This is a genomic window from Porphyromonas pogonae (assembly GCF_036320655.1).
Taxonomy (GTDB): Bacteria; Bacteroidota; Bacteroidia; order Bacteroidales; family Porphyromonadaceae; genus Porphyromonas; species Porphyromonas pogonae.
In genome coordinates, this window is sequence record NZ_CP143258.1 from 891,686 (window position 1) to 909,749 (window position 18,064).

The 18,064-nt window shown below is 43.6% G+C and carries 12 protein-coding genes; 3 read left to right on the plus strand and 9 right to left on the minus strand.

Features of this window, described 5'->3' with window-relative positions; all coding sequences use genetic code 11:
- Positions 1-245 precede the first annotated feature (245 nt).
- From VYJ22_RS03385 to VYJ22_RS03395, 3 genes are all read right to left on the minus strand, one after another.
- The gene (locus VYJ22_RS03385) at positions 246-737 is read right to left on the minus strand and encodes a hypothetical protein (RefSeq protein WP_329905058.1); all 492 of its coding nucleotides are present in this window, start codon (positions 735-737) and stop codon (positions 246-248) included.
- The gene (locus tag VYJ22_RS03390; protein ID WP_329905059.1) at positions 734-1,174 is read right to left on the minus strand and encodes a phage holin family protein; all 441 of its coding nucleotides are present in this window, start codon (positions 1,172-1,174) and stop codon (positions 734-736) included. The genes VYJ22_RS03385 and VYJ22_RS03390 overlap by 4 nt, the downstream gene beginning before the upstream one ends.
- Positions 1,175-1,401: 227 nt before the next feature.
- A complete protein-coding gene (locus tag VYJ22_RS03395; protein WP_329905060.1) occupies positions 1,402-1,659 on the minus strand; it encodes a YtxH domain-containing protein in 258 nt (85 codons plus the stop codon).
- A 193-nt stretch (positions 1,660-1,852) separates the two neighbouring features.
- Here VYJ22_RS03395 and VYJ22_RS03400 point away from each other — a divergent pair, with 193 nt between their 5' ends.
- Together VYJ22_RS03400 and VYJ22_RS03405 are read left to right on the plus strand one after the other, a co-directional pair.
- The gene (locus tag VYJ22_RS03400) at positions 1,853-3,079 is read left to right on the plus strand and encodes a peptidase U32 family protein (RefSeq protein WP_329905562.1); all 1,227 of its coding nucleotides are present in this window, start codon (positions 1,853-1,855) and stop codon (positions 3,077-3,079) included.
- Positions 3,080-3,081: 2 nt separating this feature from the next.
- Complete coding sequence (locus VYJ22_RS03405; protein ID WP_329905061.1) at positions 3,082-3,492, plus strand: acyl-CoA thioesterase; 411 nt, start codon at positions 3,082-3,084, stop codon at positions 3,490-3,492.
- Positions 3,493-3,617: 125 nt separating this feature from the next.
- Here the strand turns inward: VYJ22_RS03405 and VYJ22_RS03410 are convergent, their stop codons facing one another.
- From VYJ22_RS03410 to VYJ22_RS03430, 5 genes are all read right to left on the minus strand, one after another.
- Entirely contained in the window at positions 3,618-3,887 is a 270-nt protein-coding gene (locus VYJ22_RS03410) for a GlsB/YeaQ/YmgE family stress response membrane protein (protein ID WP_329905063.1), read from the minus strand.
- Positions 3,888-3,923: 36 nt separating this feature from the next.
- Positions 3,924-6,782: an excinuclease ABC subunit UvrA gene (uvrA, locus tag VYJ22_RS03415; RefSeq protein ID WP_329905065.1), complete on the minus strand. Its 2,859-nt coding sequence runs from the start codon at positions 6,780-6,782 to the stop codon at positions 3,924-3,926.
- A 120-nt stretch (positions 6,783-6,902) separates the two neighbouring features.
- Positions 6,903-8,111, minus strand: a complete 1,209-nt coding sequence (locus VYJ22_RS03420; RefSeq protein WP_329905066.1) for a hypothetical protein — start codon at positions 8,109-8,111, stop codon at positions 6,903-6,905.
- Positions 8,108-8,731 (minus strand): ribonuclease H family protein, encoded by a 624-nt coding sequence (locus tag VYJ22_RS03425; protein WP_329905068.1) that lies wholly within the window; start codon positions 8,729-8,731, stop codon positions 8,108-8,110. Before VYJ22_RS03425 ends, VYJ22_RS03420 begins: the two co-directional genes overlap by 4 nt.
- Before the next feature lie 16 nt (positions 8,732-8,747).
- Positions 8,748-9,758 (minus strand): tetratricopeptide repeat protein, encoded by a 1,011-nt coding sequence (locus VYJ22_RS03430; protein WP_329905069.1) that lies wholly within the window; start codon positions 9,756-9,758, stop codon positions 8,748-8,750.
- A 214-nt stretch (positions 9,759-9,972) separates the two neighbouring features.
- On the opposite strand from VYJ22_RS03430, the gene VYJ22_RS03435 reads away from it, so the two are divergent.
- Entirely contained in the window at positions 9,973-11,826 is a 1,854-nt protein-coding gene (locus VYJ22_RS03435; protein ID WP_329905070.1) for a DUF349 domain-containing protein, read from the plus strand.
- Positions 11,827-12,283: 457 nt separating this feature from the next.
- Here the strand turns inward: VYJ22_RS03435 and VYJ22_RS03440 are convergent, their stop codons facing one another.
- Positions 12,284-18,061 (minus strand): alpha-2-macroglobulin family protein, encoded by a 5,778-nt coding sequence (locus VYJ22_RS03440; protein WP_329905072.1) that lies wholly within the window; start codon positions 18,059-18,061, stop codon positions 12,284-12,286.
- Between the last annotated feature and the right edge of the window lie 3 nt (positions 18,062-18,064).

The window sequence follows — 18,064 nt, forward strand, 5'->3', positions numbered from 1 at the left end:
GTTTGTCAAGACCCTGCTGAAGTGTGTGCAGTTTTTACCTTGAGACTTTGTTGTGAGTTCGCAAACTTATATGTTTTTGTAGCATTTTGATAGTTAATGATAGTGGGATAGAGGCAATCTTGATTGTGCACCCTTAATAAGCTATTATGACATGGGCTATGGCTCACAAAAAACACTCCGTTATAGAAGAGTTTTCTATAACGGAGTGTGATTGTATATTGTCAATAAGCTATTTACTTCTCTTTCTATGCTTTCTTACTCCGCCTTTTATTTGATTTCTTGCGATTCCAGCGGAAGATTCTATTTTTCACTGTATTCATTACCGTGGTAAGCAGTATAGGGCTTGCTATATCAAATACCATGCGCGCAAAATCACGTTCTTTGGGTGTAATAGGATTGGGTGGCTCTACCAATTTTACTTTAGGGCCTTCCTCCAATGAGCCGTAAGGCTTGTAGCTGATATTGGTTACAGGTCTGCCGGGATTGAGTAGTTTGTTCACCAGCCCCAGCGCCTTTCTCTTACCCTCTGCCAATAATCCTTTGCCGGTGGTAATCAACTTCTTTGCCTTGTCTAGAGCAGATCCCGGAGGGGCTATGGTCTCTGTTACGTTGGTCATGATGATTTCGTGCAAGTTATCTTTCACAAAACCTACTCTTTTTCGGAGATTCTTGCCTGCAACGTCAGCTTTGAATTCTGCCATTTCTTTACGTTTGAGCAGTTCTTTGTATGCTGTCATAGTTTTATCTCCTCCTTTTCAATGATTATTTCTGCATTTTCTATCTTAGAGCTCACTTTTTCTGCAAAAGTGCGTTGAGCATTCAGCTTGTCCATGACTTTGATGATACGCCCGGCAATTTTGTTTTTGACCATGTCCAGCGTTGTATTCTTGAATACAGCCCAGATGAGTGTAAGCAAAATATAAAAACCGCCTACGATAAGGAAGCCCATAGCTACTGAGGTATCGAGCCAATCAGCCAAAGCAAACCCAAGAGCTATATTGAGAAACAAGAAGGCTATAAACAGTAAAAAAATAGCACCTATACTGAAGACATAATTGGATACCTTGCGTGACAGTTTATCGCCCAATCCATAAACGTTTTTGTCTATCTGTGCTTCCACATAGGCCTTGATTTCCTCTTTCAATGCCTTTATATGATTATCATCTATCTCCATAATTTAAATAAATTTATTTATTACAAAACTCGTTCTGAAGCATGAGAGCGTGGTATAGAGTTATGGCGCTTGCTCTACTCCTGAGATGAATGCATCAGATCCTCCCGGGAAGTATATATAGTGCTACCTGTGTGAGGCTAAAAAATAACCGGAAGTAAGAAAACATGTGTCAATATCACTGTCTGGTGGACATGCATTCTTACTCCCGGTCATAATGATGTGATGAATTACTTTTCGGTGAGTTCGTCTTCGATCTCGTCAATGAGGTCTTCAGTGTCTTTGACAAGTTTATTACGGTACTTCATGTATTTATCTTTTGCATCGTAATAGCCTTCAACGACACTGTCTTTTACTTTGTCTGCTGTACAAGACATATCATCTACAAAACGCTCTCTCTTGTTACGATCTGAAAAATACGCCGCAACTGCACCAATTAATGCTCCTACCGCTACGCCGATTGCGAATTTACCATTGCTGTTAGCCATAATTTTAATGTGTTAAATTGTTCTTGGTAATGTTATAATCTATTAATCTTATTCGTAAATTTAAACCAAAATGTTGAATAATCCTAAAAATAATATCGTTTTTTAAACTGACACCAAAGGCTTATCTTTGTATTGAAATAACATAGATAATTTGTATAAAGTTCATAACGTGGATATTAATCAATTTGAAATAATGGCTCCGGTGGGTTCTTACGAATCCTTGATGGCAGCTATAAAGGCCGGTGCCGATTCGGTTTACTTTGGGATAGAGGGGCTGAATATGCGTTCTAAATCGGCCAATAACTTCACCACAGAAGATCTCTTCAAGATATCGGAGATATGCCGGGAGGCAGGTTTGAAGAGTTACCTCACTGTAAATACGGTGATTTATGACAACGACTTGACACTCATGAGACATATTATAGACTCTGCCCGTGAGGCTCGCATATCGGCTATCATAGCCAGTGATGTGGCAGCTATGGAATATGCTTGTCGTACGGGGGTGGAAGTGCACCTATCCACTCAACTCAATATCAGTAACGTGGAGTCTTTGAGGTTTTATGCTCACTTTGCAGATGTGGCTGTGCTGGCTCGTGAGCTCAATCTGGATCAGGTCAAAGAGATATATGATACCATCGTTCGTGAGCAGATCAAAGGGCCCAAAGGAGAGTTGCTGCGCATCGAGATGTTTGCGCACGGGGCTCTGTGTATGGCAGTCTCAGGGAAATGTTACTTGAGTCTGCACGAGCAGGATACCAGTGCCAATAGGGGAGCTTGCTCGCAGATTTGTCGCAGGGCGTACACGGTCAAGGACAAGGATAGTCAGGTAGAGCTGGAGGTAGACAATCAGTACATCATGTCACCCAAAGACCTCAAGACCATCCATTTTATGAATAAAATGCTCGATGCCGGTGTGAGGGTCTTTAAGATCGAAGGCAGGGCTCGAGGCCCTGAGTATGTGCACACCGTAGTAAGTTGCTATAAAGAAGCTATACGTGCTTATTGTGCGGGTGAATTTACGGAAGATAAAATCAGAAATTGGGATGAACGTTTGGCTACAGTATTCAACCGAGGATTTTGGAATGGCTATTATCTCGGGCAGAAACTTGGTGAATGGACTCATAACTATGGCTCCTCTGCCACTAAACAAAAGATCTATATCGCCAAAGTGATCAAGTATTTTAGTAAAATAGGTGTTGCCGAGATAGAGATGGAGAGCCGTGAGTTGCACGTGGGTAACGATGTTATTATCACAGGCCCCACTACGGGCATTGTGAGTGCACAGGTGTCTGAGATCAGGTATGAGCTGGAGCCTGTAGAAAAAGCCGTAAAAGGTCAGCGTGTTTCTATCCCTGTGCCGGAGAAAGTGCGCCCGTCAGACAGAGTGTATATATTTGAAGACAGAACTATAAAGCAATAATCATGAGAAAGAAAAACTATGTATTCTCACTGGATATGAAAGTCCGTGACTATGAGTGCGATCTGCAAGGCGTAGTAAACAATGCCAACTATCAGCATTACATGGAGCATACTCGCCATGAGTTTTGGGAGTCTTACGGTGAAAACTTTGGTGACATGCACAACAAGGGTTTGGATGCATTTGTATATAAGGTAAGTATTACTTACAAGAAGTCTTTGCGTAGCGGAGATAAGTTTTGCTCGGCTTTGACTTGTCACAAGAAAGGCCCCAAACTTATCTTTGATCAGGATATTCTTTTTGTAGATGGTTCTGTTGCAGCGAGCGGGCAAGTAGAGGTGGTAGCAGTCAAAGACGGCGAGATCACCCGAGGCGAATACTTTGATGAACTGCTCAAGGATGTTTTGGGCAAGTGAGGATAAGCCTTCTGCCCCAATACCCTTTGCCATCGTAAAAGAATTAGGCGTTTTATAAAAATAAAAAGGAGCTCTGCGTTATAATAGCAGAGCTCCTTTATTTGTAATTGCGTGCGGTTTGAAAGTTAGTCTTTGTTTCTGTTCCCGCCAAAGAGTAATCCTGCGATCCATAACAATACGCAAGCTCCTATGACAGCTACAATGAGTTGGACAATGATATTAGGGCTGTTTGCCGTGCCATAAGCTCCGATGAGCTCAAATAGCCAACCACCTAAGGCTCCGCCAAGGATTCCTACAATGATATTCATGATTACGCCCAGAGAGTGTCCTCTCATTATTTTTCCTGCTAAAAGACCGGCAATAAGACCGACCAAAATTGACCATAAAATACCCATAATGTTTTGTTTTTTTTTTAGTGATTAGTTAATAGTTCAAATATTGGAAAACAATTCTTTCAAATATTTCCCGGTGAAGGATTCTTTACATGCAACGACTTCCTCAGGAGTACCAGCTACGACTAAATTACCTCCGTCTTTACCGCCTTCGGGACCAAGGTCAATGACCCAATCTGCCGATTTTATTACTTCCAGATTATGCTCCACTATGACCACAGTGTGCCCTTTGGCAATAAGGGAATTGAATGCGTGCATAAGTGTCCTAATATCATGAAAGTGAAGCCCTGTAGTAGGCTCGTCAAATATAAAAAGTGTGGGCTCGTTCTTCTTTTGTCCTAAATAGTATGCAAGCTTTACTCTTTGGTTCTCACCACCGGATAGAGTAGAACTATTTTGCCCCAACTTGATATATCCTAAGCCAACTTCTTTAAGCGGTTTTAGATTATTAACAATTTTATCGCATAAGTTGTTCTTTTCCGAAGATTCATTAAAGAAAATTATAGCTTCGTTGACGGTCATTTCTAAAATTTCGTAAATATTTTTGCCGTTAAATTCCACGTCAAGCATCTCTTTTCTGAATCTCTTGCCATTACATTCGTCGCATGGTAGCACGATGTCTGCCATAAATTGCATCTCTACAGTGATAGTACCTTCTCCTTTACATGCCTCACACCGTCCTCCCTCTTTATTGAAGCTGAAATAATAAGGTTTGTAACCCATTTGTTTAGAGAGGGGGAGCTCAGAATAAAGTTTGCGAATCTCGTCATAAGCTCCTACATAAGTTGCCGGATTGGAGCGTGACGAGCGTCCTATATTGTTTTGGTCTACATATTGTACATTACTTATAGCACGCACATCTCCGGAGATGTCTTTGCAGTAAAGGGCTCCGATCGGTTCGCCCGATAGGAGTCGCTGTACCCCTTCAAAGAAAATATCCCTTACCAATGTACTTTTACCGGATCCACTCACTCCCGTTATGACTGAAATAATGTTGAGCGGGAATTTTACATTGATATTTTTGAGGTTATGCTTCTTGGCTCCTATCACTTCTATGAAGTTGTTCCACTTTCGGCGCTGTGAGGGAATTTCCAACTTTTCACGTCCTGTAAGGTAAGCCGCCGTATATCCGGGAGTATTCTTGTTGATGTTTTTGGCTGCACCGGCATATACCACCTCACCACCAAGTCTGCCGGCATCAGGTCCTATGTCTATGATATAGTCCGCTGCCCGCATCATCTCTTCGTCATGCTCTACTACTACCACGGTGTTTCCTAAACTTTTGAGCCGTTCTATTACATGGATAAGACGTGCTGTGTCTCTTTGATGGAGTCCGATGCTGGGCTCGTCCAATACATAAAGAGAGCCTACAAGGCTACTGCCGAGCTGGGTGGCGAGGGTGATTCTCTGGCTTTCGCCACCTGAGAGTGTATTGGACAAACGGTCTATGGTGAGATAGCTCAACCCTACTTCATCCAAAAATTGTAATCTGTTATTGATTTCTATTAATAGCCTCTTGGAGATGATTTGCTCTGTCTCGGTGAGCTTTAGATTACGGAAAAATGCAATTGCTTGCGTTATCGTCATTGCAGTAAGTTCGGAAATATTCTTACCGTCTATCTTTACACACAGGGCATCCGGCTTTAGTCGTTGGCCCTTACAAGCGGGGCAAGTAGCCTTGCCTCTGAAGTGAGCCAATCTTACACGATTTTGTATCTTGTGCATCTCTCTGCCCAGCATGTCGAAGTAGGCGTTGATACCCTCTATTGCTTGTTTGCCCCCACTTGCCGGAGTGCCGTTCCATAGTAAATCCTTTTGCTCCGCTGTGAGCTCTTCATAAGGCTTATGAATAGGGAAATTGTAGGGCTCTGATTGACGGATGAAGTATTTTTGCCATTCTTGACTTTTGGGACCTATCCAGCATGCTACACACCCATCGTATAAGGAGAGTTCTTTATTGGGGATTACTAAGTCTTCATCTATCCCCATTACTTTGCCGAATCCCTCACATACGGGGCATGCGCCTATGGGGTTGTTGAAGCTGAACATCTCCGGAGATGGTTCCTGGAATACCCTGCCGTCTGCTTCGAAGATATTACTGAACTCTTTAGTCCGAGCTTTAGTCTCGTCAGGTTTCTCAATCCGTAAGATACAGGTACCACGCCCTTCGAAAAAAGCGCCTTCGGCAGAGTCGGCAAGACGGCTCCATGTAGCTTCTTCCGATGATACCACGATGCGGTCTATCAGAAGATATATCTTTTGTGATTTGTCATATTCTATATTATCCTTGATTATGTCGGATATACGCACCAGCTCGCCATTTACCATCACTCTGGAATATCCTTGTTGTAGCTGTATCTCCAGATGGTCTTTGAGAAGTCGCCCTTCAGGAACTACTAACTCTACCAAAACAAATATACGGGTTGATTCCGGTAGCTTATGGGCATAATTGACCAGATCGTTTACCGTATGTTTCTTTACAACCTCGCCACTTTCAGGTGATATCGTTTGCCCTATACGGGCAAAGAGAAGGCGCATATATTCATATATCTCGGTAGATGTGCCTACGGTGCTGCGAGGATTCCGGCTGATGACTCTTTGCTCTATAGCTATGGCAGGAGGTATACCTTTGATCATGTCACATTCCGGCTTGGGCATTCTACCCAAGAACTGACGTGCATAGGCTGACAAGCTTTCCACATAACGTCTTTGACCTTCGGCATAGAGCGTGTCAAAAGCTAAAGAACTCTTGCCCGAACCACTCACTCCGGTGATTACAACCAATTGTCCGCGAGGTATGGTTAGGTCTATATTCTTCAGGTTATTTACTCTTGCTCCTTTTATTACGATCTCCTTCTCAGGCTCGACTCGGTGCAATGATGGCTCTTTAGTTCGCATTGATAGTGTTCCGTCTTAAGCTAAATATAATTTATAAAAATAATAAATAATTGCCGATAATTGTTTATTCGGCTTTGTATATATTCATGATAAATAGCCTGGGGAAGGTTATGTTTTTATTCAATTGTTGCTATTGACAATCAGATAAGCGATGAAGTTGTGTGCCCTGTGGTCATGGTTGGTTATAGGGTAAAAACCTTGTGTCAACTTCCCTTCGGAGTCATAATATGCCGGATGTGATTGAGTCATCTGTGTAGTAAACTTATTTATTTCAGCTTGACTCTTAAAGTAATCGACATGATATATTCCGTGTACTCCTTGGCTACATATCCTTTCATAAATAAGGTGTGCGAGATTGCCCATCGTATTTCTGAGGTTGATTTCAACACAAGGGTGCAGCCGCCTAATCTTTTCTTTGTCATCATAGAGAAGCATGTCTACTCCTACATATCCTGTATAGTGACCTGAATATTGTTTGTGGATAAATTGGGTCAATAATGTGATCACCTCATCCAACGTCTCTGAACTTCCTATCTCTACTGATAGCTTTTGTTTTAGCTCATGTTGTGGCATCAACACGTTACCTTGATAAGCGCCCTTGTCACTTGTTGAAAACATCGAGTATGCTTCGAAAGTAACCATGCCTTCACGGCTGATAAAAAACTCAGCAGCCCAATTGCTTGATAAGTCCAGCAAAGGCTCTATACTCAAACTCCCTTTGCCGGCCCATCTGTTCATGATCATGCGTTGTTGTCTGCCTTCCGGAATGGCATCGCAGTAAACCAGTCCTCTGCCGGAGGAGCTGAATGGAAATTTGATCAAAGCCTGACGGAGAGGACTCAGAGTGATTGCCTCCATAATAGCCTTATGGAACGCTTGAAGTTCACATCCGCAAGGAAACCAACGCGGTAAAATGTAAGAGGGTAGAGGGATGTATCTGCTCAGATATTCCAAGCACGAGTAGGATTGATTCCTGTGGGATAGACTTGTTATGTCAGGATCTATTACTGGTAAGGTAACTTCAATGTTTTTACCACTAAAGTATTTCTTGATTTCATCGAGCATATGAGGTTCCGGAGCCCAAACCTTGAGATCGAGTGATCGTGGCAGATGGATGTATTCGACAAGAATGCCCGAAAGATCATACACCAAGTACTCTCCATTCAAAGAATATCGAAGTAGATAATCTCCGTCATCCGCCATTACAGTGGTAAGCATGAATAGATCATGCATCATGCTTAGGACTACTTTGGGAGCAGTATAGCTTGCTTCCCGAGGTATGCACAGAGCTTCCTCATGCCCCGGATTGAAAAGGTGTAATCTGTTCATTTACGACCGAAATCGGCGGGAATTTCTCCCCAGCGGGCAGTATCCCATTTATATATATGTGTGGTGAACGTATTTTGCCGCAGCCAGTTTTCGGCGCGTTGGATAAGGTCGAATATAGGTTCATTCACCGGAGTACGTTTTATGAGCGTTTTACATTGCTTCTTTTTTATCCATGAAATGGCTGTCATGCTATCCGTATATATAGGCATGGGGCTATTCATTTTTTTGAGCAGTGCAAGTCCGTGCACCAAAGCAAGAAACTCTCCTATATTATTGGTGCCTTGTTCCAAAGGCCCTACATGAAAGATTTGTCTGTGCGACTCTGTAAATACTCCTCTGTATTCCATTTTTCCCGGATTACCACTACAAGCTGCATCTACACAAATACTGGGGACAATGACTTTGGAGGGCTGGTTATTGGCTGCAGTAGTAGAACCATAGTTTTTACGGTAATATACCTCATATCCATCCTCCATAGCTTTGCGAGCTTCTTCAAAGGAGAGAAAGCTCTTGTATTTGGCTCCTAAATATCCTTCTACCTGCGCTAAACAAGCATTCCATGTCTCATAAATACCCGGATTGGTTCCTTCCCAGACTACATACCATTTTTTTTGTGCCACGATTGATCCTGTCTTTTTAGTATATACCGCCTTGGTATAGATTCTTACCGACGGATTCAGAAGTGCCGTTTTCAGGTGACAGATTCTCTGCTTTTTCAGATAATTCCTTTGCCTTATCATCCCTATCGATTTTGTGGTAGAAGTCAATAGCTATTTTGAGTAGATGATAGTCTTCAGGGTTTTCTTCTATTGCATTATCTATATATTCTTCTGCCTCGGCATTCTTTCCCATAGCAATCAGTGTACGAGCTATACCTCTATGCGCTTCCAAGTTGAAAGGATTGAGCTCAAGAGCTGTATAGTAAAAGTCAAGGGCTCTTTGCATATCCTCTTGCTTCGTTGCTATATCTGCCAGCATCAGGGGGACTTTCTCTTCCTCTTCGTTGATATTTTTGATTTGCTCCAGATCACTCTTAGCTTCTTCCAATCGATCAATAGAGTTGAGGTATTCTGCTCTTAGTAGAAGTGCTGTGTAGGGATTCTCTCCTTCGATCCGTAACGCTTTATTGAGTATATCTACTGCTTCCTCTGCCCTTTTCAACGCATAGAGTGCACGGGCTTTCAATAGCAATGCTATCATTTGCTCGTCGGGTTCGGAGGTTGTTTTGAGGGCTTTGTCTGCATCGCCAAGGGCTTCTTCAATATCTCCGATTTGCAAGAGTAGAGTGCTTTTTCTGATCAAGGTAAGCGTATGATTGGGCTGATCCTCCAGCAACATATTCATCGCTTGAAGGCCTTCCTCTTCCTCTCCATCCATGAGTAAGGCTTCAGAGAGGTAATATAGTGTTTCGAAACGCGGTGCAAGCTCAAAGGATTTCCTCAAAGCATTTACGGCAAACTTTACTTCTCCTATTTTTATGGCTCTTATGGCATCGAACTTCAACACGTCTGCCTGACGCAAAGCTTCCTTATTGTCTTCAATATCACTTGTTGCATCAGATGCATTTGTTACTTTTTCTTTACTTGTGGGCAATGACTCTGCTTTATCAGAGCTTTGGGCTCCGAACAATTTTTTGAAAAAACTCATTATTACAATTGTTTTATTCCTGTTGATTTCAACAAAGTAACTAAAAAAGGAGCTAAACTCTATAAATAGTGCGTTAAAAACGGACAAAACCTAAAATTTGTTGCCTAAAATTAGTGTTTCATGAAAATAAATCCTTTATTTTGTATATAATAACATATATAATGTGTGATCAAGAGTCTTTTTAAGATTCAAACTCTGCTCAAATTTTTTTTATATGGAAACACAACAAAACCCAAATCCGGATAACTCTAAAGAAATCCGTAGCGATCTTTCCAACGAAGTAAATCAAGAATCAACAGAATCCTTAACAGAAAAAAGTGTCAATGATTCTTCGGAGAGCAATGCTAAACTTTCCGATTTGACTCCGGAAGTGTTAGTTGACCAGTTGGCTTTACTTCTTCAACAGTCGGAATTGCCTAAACGTCAACAAGTAGAGGCTTATAAATCCGCATTTTATAAGATCAAACAGCAAGCTCAGCAGACTGAGTCTGAAAGTAATTCCGAATCAAATGCTGATGATGCCGATGTCAATGAACAGCGGCTCAAAGATCTGTTGAACCTTTTCAAAGACAAAAATCAAAAACGATTGGAGGAAGTAGAGAAGCAGCAGACTGAAAATCTTAATAAAAAGCAAACTTTGCTTACCAAATTGAAGGAGTTATTGTCAAGCTCGGATGAGTTTGGTAAGATAAGTCCTATATTCCACGACATTCGATCCGAATGGAAAGAGATCGGTTCTGTACCTGAGTCTCAAACCGGAGATTTGCAAAAGGAATACAATGCCTTGGTTGAGCAATTCTACGACCTTAAACAAATCAATGATGAATTTAGGGAATATGACTTCAAGAAGAATCTCGAAGCTAAGCGAGAATTGATTTCTGAAGCCGAAAAGCTAACACAAGATCCTGATCCTATACACGCTTTCAGAATGTTGCAAAACCTGCATCATCAATGGCGTGAGCTTGGTCCTGTAGCAAGGGATTTGAGAGAATCTATCTGGAATGAATTCAAAACATTCTCTACCACTATCAATAGACGTCATCAAGAGCTTTTTGAAAATAGGAAGGAACAAGAGCAGCAGAATCTTGAGAATAAAACTCTCTTGTGTGAAGAGGTAGAAGGGGTGTTGCAGGAGAAGGCCTCCACTGCCAATGAATGGGATCAACTCACACAGCGAATACTTGATATCCAAACGAGGTGGAAGAATATTGGTTTCGCTCCCAAGAAAGATAATGAGACTATCTACCAGCGCTTCCGCAAAGCTTGTGACGAGTTTTTCCAAAACAAGAGTGTATTTTTCTCTACGCTGAGAAATGAATTGCAACAGAATCTTGAGAAAAAGCGCGCTTTGCTCAAAGAAGCTGAAGCATTGAAAGACAGTACCGATTGGAAAAAAACTACCGATCGCCTGATCAATCTACAGAAAGAATGGAAAAAAGTGGGTAGTGTACCTCGCAAATACAGCAATGAGATATGGAAGCAATTCCAAACAGCTTGCGATGCTTTCTTTGCTAAGAAAAAAGAAGAGCAAGGTGATACTTTCGCTCTCGAAAAAGAAAACCTCAAAAAGAAGAAGGATATTATTGATGCCTTGACAAAAATATCTGATACAGGTAATCTCGACGAGATCAGAGATAAAGTCAATGAACTTACTGCCGAATGGCGCAAAGTAGGACATGTTCCTTTCAAGGATAAGGAGCAGGTTTATAAAAATTACCATGCTGCTCTTGACCATATATACTCCAATTTCAAGATCGATCGCAACCAGCGCCGACTCGAAGGATACAGCGCTACACTGGATGAACTGGATGCTGAGAGCGACCGTGGTACGCTCATAGGTGAGAAGAACCGAATGACTCGAATTATGGAGCGTATGAAGCAGGAATTGCAGACTTATACCAATAATCTGAGCTTCCTCAACATCAGTAGTAAGGGTGGCAATGGCCTCCTCAAAGAGATGGAGCATAAGCAGTCAAAACTCAAACAAGACATTGCTTTGATGGAAGAGAAGATAGCTCTTATCGACGATAAGCTCAATTCGATATATGATGATGACGATGAAGAATAACTCTTAGAAAATAGAATCCGATCTCGGGTATTTTCAAGAAATATCTTTCTACCATTAATGTAGATCTATTTAGATTTAATTATACAATAATAGCAGGCCTTATTGGGTCTGCTATTGCTTTTATATGCGGTAATGTAGTGAATGCACTGCTAAACCTTCTGGAGACTGTTGCAAAAGTCAACAGTCTCATGGATTTTGGAGGCAAAGCCGACAAAAGACACTTTGACCGGGCAGAGAGGGTAAAGTGCAAGGCGCTAAGAGTGAGTGCACAGGGAGTTTACTTCAGGTAAATGACCTAGCGCGAATCTCGCAAGCAACGAAGCAATTTGCCTGCTATGCAACGGTCTCCATAAAACATTATAGAGCCGTAGGAGGCAAAAAAGACGGTCGTAAGGCTCGAGAGGAGCATAACGACCGTCTTTTTCAATTAATTCAGAAGCCTGAGTATAAGTTTTTTTTAATTTTCCGTAGATTGTACTTGCACACGGCTTCCTGCAGCGGTGTGACCCGCGTATTCGGGAGCATAAGCACTTTGTGCCGTAGCTATACCGGTAGAGTACACCCCACTTCGCACCACCTTCTGGCTATACTCCAGCTTGTACTCACCTCGCACAAGGTGGTCAAAGAAAAAGCGTGTGTCGGCATCCAAAACTTCAGTGTAGTATCCTGTACCGCCTCCGTAACGATAGCTCGAGAGTTGCTCAGTGGGCTCCATGCATGCAGGACGGGCATCGTGTAGCGACACAAAATCCAGAGCTCTATCCACATTGAGATATATCACCGTGATCAGCTTGTCGCCTACATGCAGTTTGTCGCCGTTCTTGATTTCACGCAATGTCTTTTTACCCCCGGTTATCTCTTCAACATATATCTTTTTACTTACCTGCAATTCCTTGCCGGTAGCTCTGAGGCTATCCACCTGCATCTCGTAAGTCGCATACATGGCGCCCCATGCCTGTGCTGTAGCCAGTGACTGCTGCACACGCACGCGAGGCAGAGGTGTAGCGAGATCCGATAGTGGCATAGAGATGTTGATCTCTTCAGCCTTCACCTCCAACTGATCGGATCTGCGAGGTATCGCCACAGTGAGCTTATTAGTAGTCTCCAACGGCTTACCGCCATCACCCAAGAGCAGTGCATACACCGCATCCGTAGTAGCTGTTACGGCCTGCCAGGCGGTAGTGCGCTTCTGCCCCAGTAGCCATTGCTGCATGAGAGCGATGTCAGGGCTATTGCCTTGTAGCATATACAAAGCCTCTATCACTGCTGTGTGAGTAAGGTAGCGTCTGTCTGTCCAGTAGTATCCGCCGGCAGTGTGCAGTGACGCATAGTATGCACCCTGTTCTTTGTCTATAGTAAGGTTCTCCTTGAGTGACATGATCAATTGATCAGACAAACGTTTGTCACCATTGCCGGCCAATATGATCGCAGCCTGCGCCTTGGAGTCCAAAGGAAGAGAAGTGGCTACCTTGACGAGGCGATTTAGGAAGAATTCACGTACAGGTCTGTTGCGATCGTTTTTGGCGGTAGGATCCAGCTCTAACAGATACAGATACTGCACGGCAGTGGATTCTATATACTGTTCTCGGGCATAATCCTTACGCTTCTTAATCTCCTTCATCAGATCAGCAGCAATATCATCCAAAGCCTTCCAACCCCGGCGGTACATCTCACTTATACCAGGCTCGGACTTCGTCTGCCCGGTGATCTTTTGCAAGCGTACCAGAAGGGTCATCACATACTCTGTGATGTAGTCGTTGGCTCTCATACCGGGGTACCACGACCAGGAACCGTCGGGATGTTGCAGATCCTTGAGTTTATTGATAAAGTCGGCATTCTCATTGCCAGTCACACTGCTGAGGTATCGTACCAGAGCTTCGGAGCCCTCGCTCTCACGGCGGGCAACCTGAGCCCATGGAGTGTTGTTGAGCGTCTGTAACTTTACGCTATCATTGCGCGTGAGCGGACTACCCTCATAAGCTTTGCCAAGGGTGGCTCTACGCTTAGCCATCCACTCTTTTACACCGGGACTGCCGGCGAGATATCTTGCAAGCACATTGGCGTAGATACTTGCTGCCAGCGAAGCGGCATTGTCGCTCTGAGGCTGGGCAAGCGCAGGTAAAGCCTGTAGAGCGAAGTAGAGTGTATTGCCCACAGCCTGAAAACGGAAAGTCCCTTGATGAGGTACGTTTCCTTTGTGAGGGAATAAACTGCGGACATCCAGTTCCAGCGTTTCTCCGCTTGTAAGAGTGAAGGCTTTGGACTCCGTTACGGCCATAGTAGCAGGTAGCTGCATGAGGGCATGCTGCTCACCATCACTGTACTCTTTGGAAGAGGCGAATATTCTCACCCCTATACGATCGTAGCCGGGTACAGCTTTCACTCTGAATGTGTAGGACGATGCTCCGTCGGGTTCAGTGACAAAAGGCATACTATCTTTATGAAGTATTTGTCCCGAAGCAATGTCGAACAGCTCCAACTTGAGCGTACCCTGTCGGGGTTGACTATCGAGATTCTTAACTGTGGTGGTGATGTTGCCATCATCGCCAAATCTGAGGAAACGGGGCATATTGGGTTGTACCATGAATTTTTTATAAGCTTCCACAGTATCCACTTTATAGGCTGTCATCATATCAGAGGTATGAGCCATGGTGTACACTTTCCAGCGAGTAAGGCTTTCGGGCAGTTTGAATTTCCATGTGACTATCCCTTGTTTATCCGTGGTCATGGCAGGACGGAAATAAGCATTTTCCGAAAAGTTGGAGCGGATCTGAGGTGCAACATCGCCACCTGTAGCACCGTCCGCATTCAGAGCGGTAGGCGAGGCCATAGCTCTAATATTACCCGTAGATTTCATTTGTGTGCGGGCACCATACCCTACCACCATAACCTCCTCCAGTTTGGCATCGTCACTCGCCATAAAAGCTTCCGGCATAGCCATCGAAGTGGGATATATGGGAGATAAGCCCGAAGATCCTTGGAAGTTTACCGAGAGATAGAATGGCCTATTATATTCGTCAATATTCTTGACCGGCGTATTTACATAATACGGACTGATAAGCTCCAGTGAAGCATCAGTCATCCACGAAGCCACACCGGCTCCCGACACCGGCTTATTATCGGGAGAGAGGACTTGGAGAGACAGCTCTTCCTCCTGCCCGGCGACAAGCCTGTTTCTAAAAGACTTCCACACGAGAGTAAGATGTTTGAGAGGTTGCTTGCGGTAGAAAGTAAAATTCTTCTTATACAACTCATTCTCACTTACCCTATAGGTATAAAGACTGAGTTTATCGGGGACATAATTACCCGTAGGCAGAGGAAGCTCCACCCTGTTCAACTTGCCCTGACGGGGCGTCCACACCCCTTTGGTGATAAGCCCGCCCGCATAGGCCCAGTAGTAGAATATCTGACTCTGCTCAGTATCTGCACCATAATAGATCACAAGGGGTTTGGTGCCATCGTATTCAAGTGATTCCGGTGATACCCACAGAGCTGTCTGTGCAGGGATTTTACTGTCGGATGGGGAGAACACATCAAAATCAACTTTCTTCTCCACTTGTCGTACTCCGGCTTTATTCCCATCAAGGCTAATACGCGCTTTGAGTGAGTAGCTACCCGATGCAAGCTTGTAAAACGATTGGGGCAAAGGCACTGAGTCATTGCTCTTGATCACACCTTGGAATAATGGTTTGATGCTATCAGTCCTATTGTAAACAGCGTAATGAACATCATACGCTACACTCACACGATTATTGTTCTTGGCTTCGACTTTGAGACCACCATGAGGGATGTCCTTATTGATTACCTCCGGCATCTTGATATCCAATATCACAGGTTGGGCTCCCACGCTGATATTGGCTATATCATCTTGCACCTCACCATTGGGTGCTATCACTTTGGCTTTGACATTGTATGCATAGTACACATATTCCTTTTGCCAGTCGGGCAGGTTGCGATCATCATCGATCGGTACCAGAGTTGCGGGGATCTTAAAGCTACCGTCCGTACCCACCGTTACCGTACCGTTTGCCAAAAGGCTTGCATTGTGTGAATCAGAGAATCCGTACCGCCACCAATATATCCTCGAACCTGTAACCTCATACTGCACCTGAGCACCTGATAGAGCCTCACCGCTCAGCTTATTGGCCTTACCGCTCACGGTAACCACATCACCTATACTGAAAGACTTCTTGGGGACCTCGAGTTTTACCTCGAATGTAGGTCTCTTGTACTCCTCTACATGTATATTTACCCTGGCATCAAAATCGTCACTCGATACATTTATACCATAAACCCCTTTGAGTCCCTTTTCAGGGATTTGCAATTCGGTTTTGAATACGCCGTTAAAGTCTGTTTTGAGTGTGTCATTTATAATCTCATTACCATTGGCGTCAATAAAGCTCAGCTCTATAGGCTCATCTGGAATAACACGGGCAGACTCGGTATGATATCCGATGCTGTACAATACACCATAGAGATAAACCTTCTGTCCCGGTCGGTATATTGATCTATCGGCATAGACATAGATGCTCTCCGATCTTTTTGCCGGATTGAATGCTATGGTATTACCTCTATCTCCTCCCATACGCAAATTGAGGATCAACGGATCTTTGGTATCAAGACTTTGTAGATAGCTTTCCCACGCATCATTATGAGGTATCGACACAAACCCGTACTTATCCGTAGTATGATCATGCTTTTTCCACTGTATTTTGCGACCATTATTAATAGGTATATAAGAGCGAAGCTTCAGCCCGCTAATCCCTATTCCATGCTTAGCATCAAGCCACTGACTACTATTGCCATCTCCTGTAAAATTATTATCGGATGTGATAACCATCATATCCGAGATCCAGAACTGACGCTTATATTCCAGTTTCTCACCTGTCTCATTGTTATATACCTTGATTACAACAAAGTATTTCCCGTTATGCGAGAGCGGTATGGACACCGAGTCCTTATGATCCGTAAGCTCACGGTCCTTAGGCAGATATTTAACGGAAGTGATTTTATTTCCTGATTTTACGCCGTCAGCTTCTTCGTTTGATTCCAATCTCACCACAGCAGGCAATCGGTAAATAGTAAATGTGGCGGAGTCGATACAGCGGTACGAGAATTCCGCTCGGAATGTCTTATCTGTAGTCCTGTTTCCTGTTGTACTCAAAGTAAAGTTTGCACCCTTGATACCATTTCTCAGATACTCAAGACGCTTTTTCTGATTAGCCGTTAGTTTAGGGATCTTGAGACCTCTTTCAACCAATGACAATGCCTCCTTGTATTTCCCCAATCTCACCAGATAAGCCGTATGGCTATCCAGCAGATCTATGGTTAAAGGATTATCAGCATACTTATTGATGAGCTCCGCTTTCAAGTCCTCGTACTGTTGTTGAGTGATCATGCCGTTGTTCATTTTGAGACGTCCCAGCAGAGGCAACATATATATCTTATCCGCAGTAGCTGTGTACATGGCTGTGTATTGCTCCAGTAAAGGAATGAGCGTCGGTCTTACACTACCTTTACCCGCACGATCCCAGAAAAAGTTGTAAGAATAAGATGGCGAAAGCCCTGCTCCTATCTCATACCACAATGCACCGCCCAGTGAGAGCTTCTTATTCCTGATATCATCTGCATACTCAAAGAGCATCAGATAAGGAGAGGCAGCGATGTTCAGCCCGGCGGGAGAGGCAAATGCCTCTTTGATATGCCGTAGCACTTTATCCGCGTATCTATTATCGGCCCATCTCTCGGGATTGATGCTGTCACCACCCGGATCTAACGCCGTGGGTAGCTCCTCCCAGGAGCGATAACCTCTCTTGTTATTGTAATAGTCTATGTATTTATTGGCAATAAACCAGTTTACCACCGCCTTGTCCTGAGCTTTGAGCCAAGGGTATCTACTTATCGAGTCGAGCACATAGAATATATCTTTTGATTTGAGCGGATCCAGATCCTGTGCAGCGCCTTGCTCTATATCCACGGCTTTTAATAATGGTGCTATGCTCTGCTGCCGATAAGCAGCCTGCCTCATCTTCTGCGCCAGAGATATCACTGTGCGGGGCATATGTTTCTTTTCAGCGTCTTTGATTTGCGCTTGCAGGGCTTTAATATACGGGGCGCCCTGATCTTTGTTTTGGCTCAAGCCTTTCATTGTACCGGACATAAATAACAATATTAATATAGTAATGCCAACAAAAGCGTTGGAACCGGACTTCTTCGCCATGGTCAACCTCTTCATATG

Coding starts and splice junctions, on each gene's coding strand:
- uvrA (WP_329905065.1), bottom strand. CDS start 6,782: ATGCGAACTAAAGAGCCATCATTGCACCGAGTCGAGCCTGAGAAGGAG.
- VYJ22_RS03435 (WP_329905070.1), top strand. CDS start 9,973: ATGGAAACACAACAAAACCCAAATCCGGATAACTCTAAAGAAATCCGT.
- VYJ22_RS03395 (WP_329905060.1), bottom strand. CDS start 1,659: ATGGCTAACAGCAATGGTAAATTCGCAATCGGCGTAGCGGTAGGAGCA.
- VYJ22_RS03400 (WP_329905562.1), top strand. CDS start 1,853: ATGGCTCCGGTGGGTTCTTACGAATCCTTGATGGCAGCTATAAAGGCC.
- VYJ22_RS03405 (WP_329905061.1), top strand. CDS start 3,082: ATGAGAAAGAAAAACTATGTATTCTCACTGGATATGAAAGTCCGTGAC.
- VYJ22_RS03410 (WP_329905063.1), bottom strand. CDS start 3,887: ATGGGTATTTTATGGTCAATTTTGGTCGGTCTTATTGCCGGTCTTTTA.
- VYJ22_RS03430 (WP_329905069.1), bottom strand. CDS start 9,758: ATGAGTTTTTTCAAAAAATTGTTCGGAGCCCAAAGCTCTGATAAAGCA.
- VYJ22_RS03420 (WP_329905066.1), bottom strand. CDS start 8,111: ATGAACAGATTACACCTTTTCAATCCGGGGCATGAGGAAGCTCTGTGC.
- VYJ22_RS03385 (WP_329905058.1), bottom strand. CDS start 737: ATGACAGCATACAAAGAACTGCTCAAACGTAAAGAAATGGCAGAATTC.
- VYJ22_RS03390 (WP_329905059.1), bottom strand. CDS start 1,174: ATGGAGATAGATGATAATCATATAAAGGCATTGAAAGAGGAAATCAAG.
- VYJ22_RS03440 (WP_329905072.1), bottom strand. CDS start 18,061: ATGAAGAGGTTGACCATGGCGAAGAAGTCCGGTTCCAACGCTTTTGTT.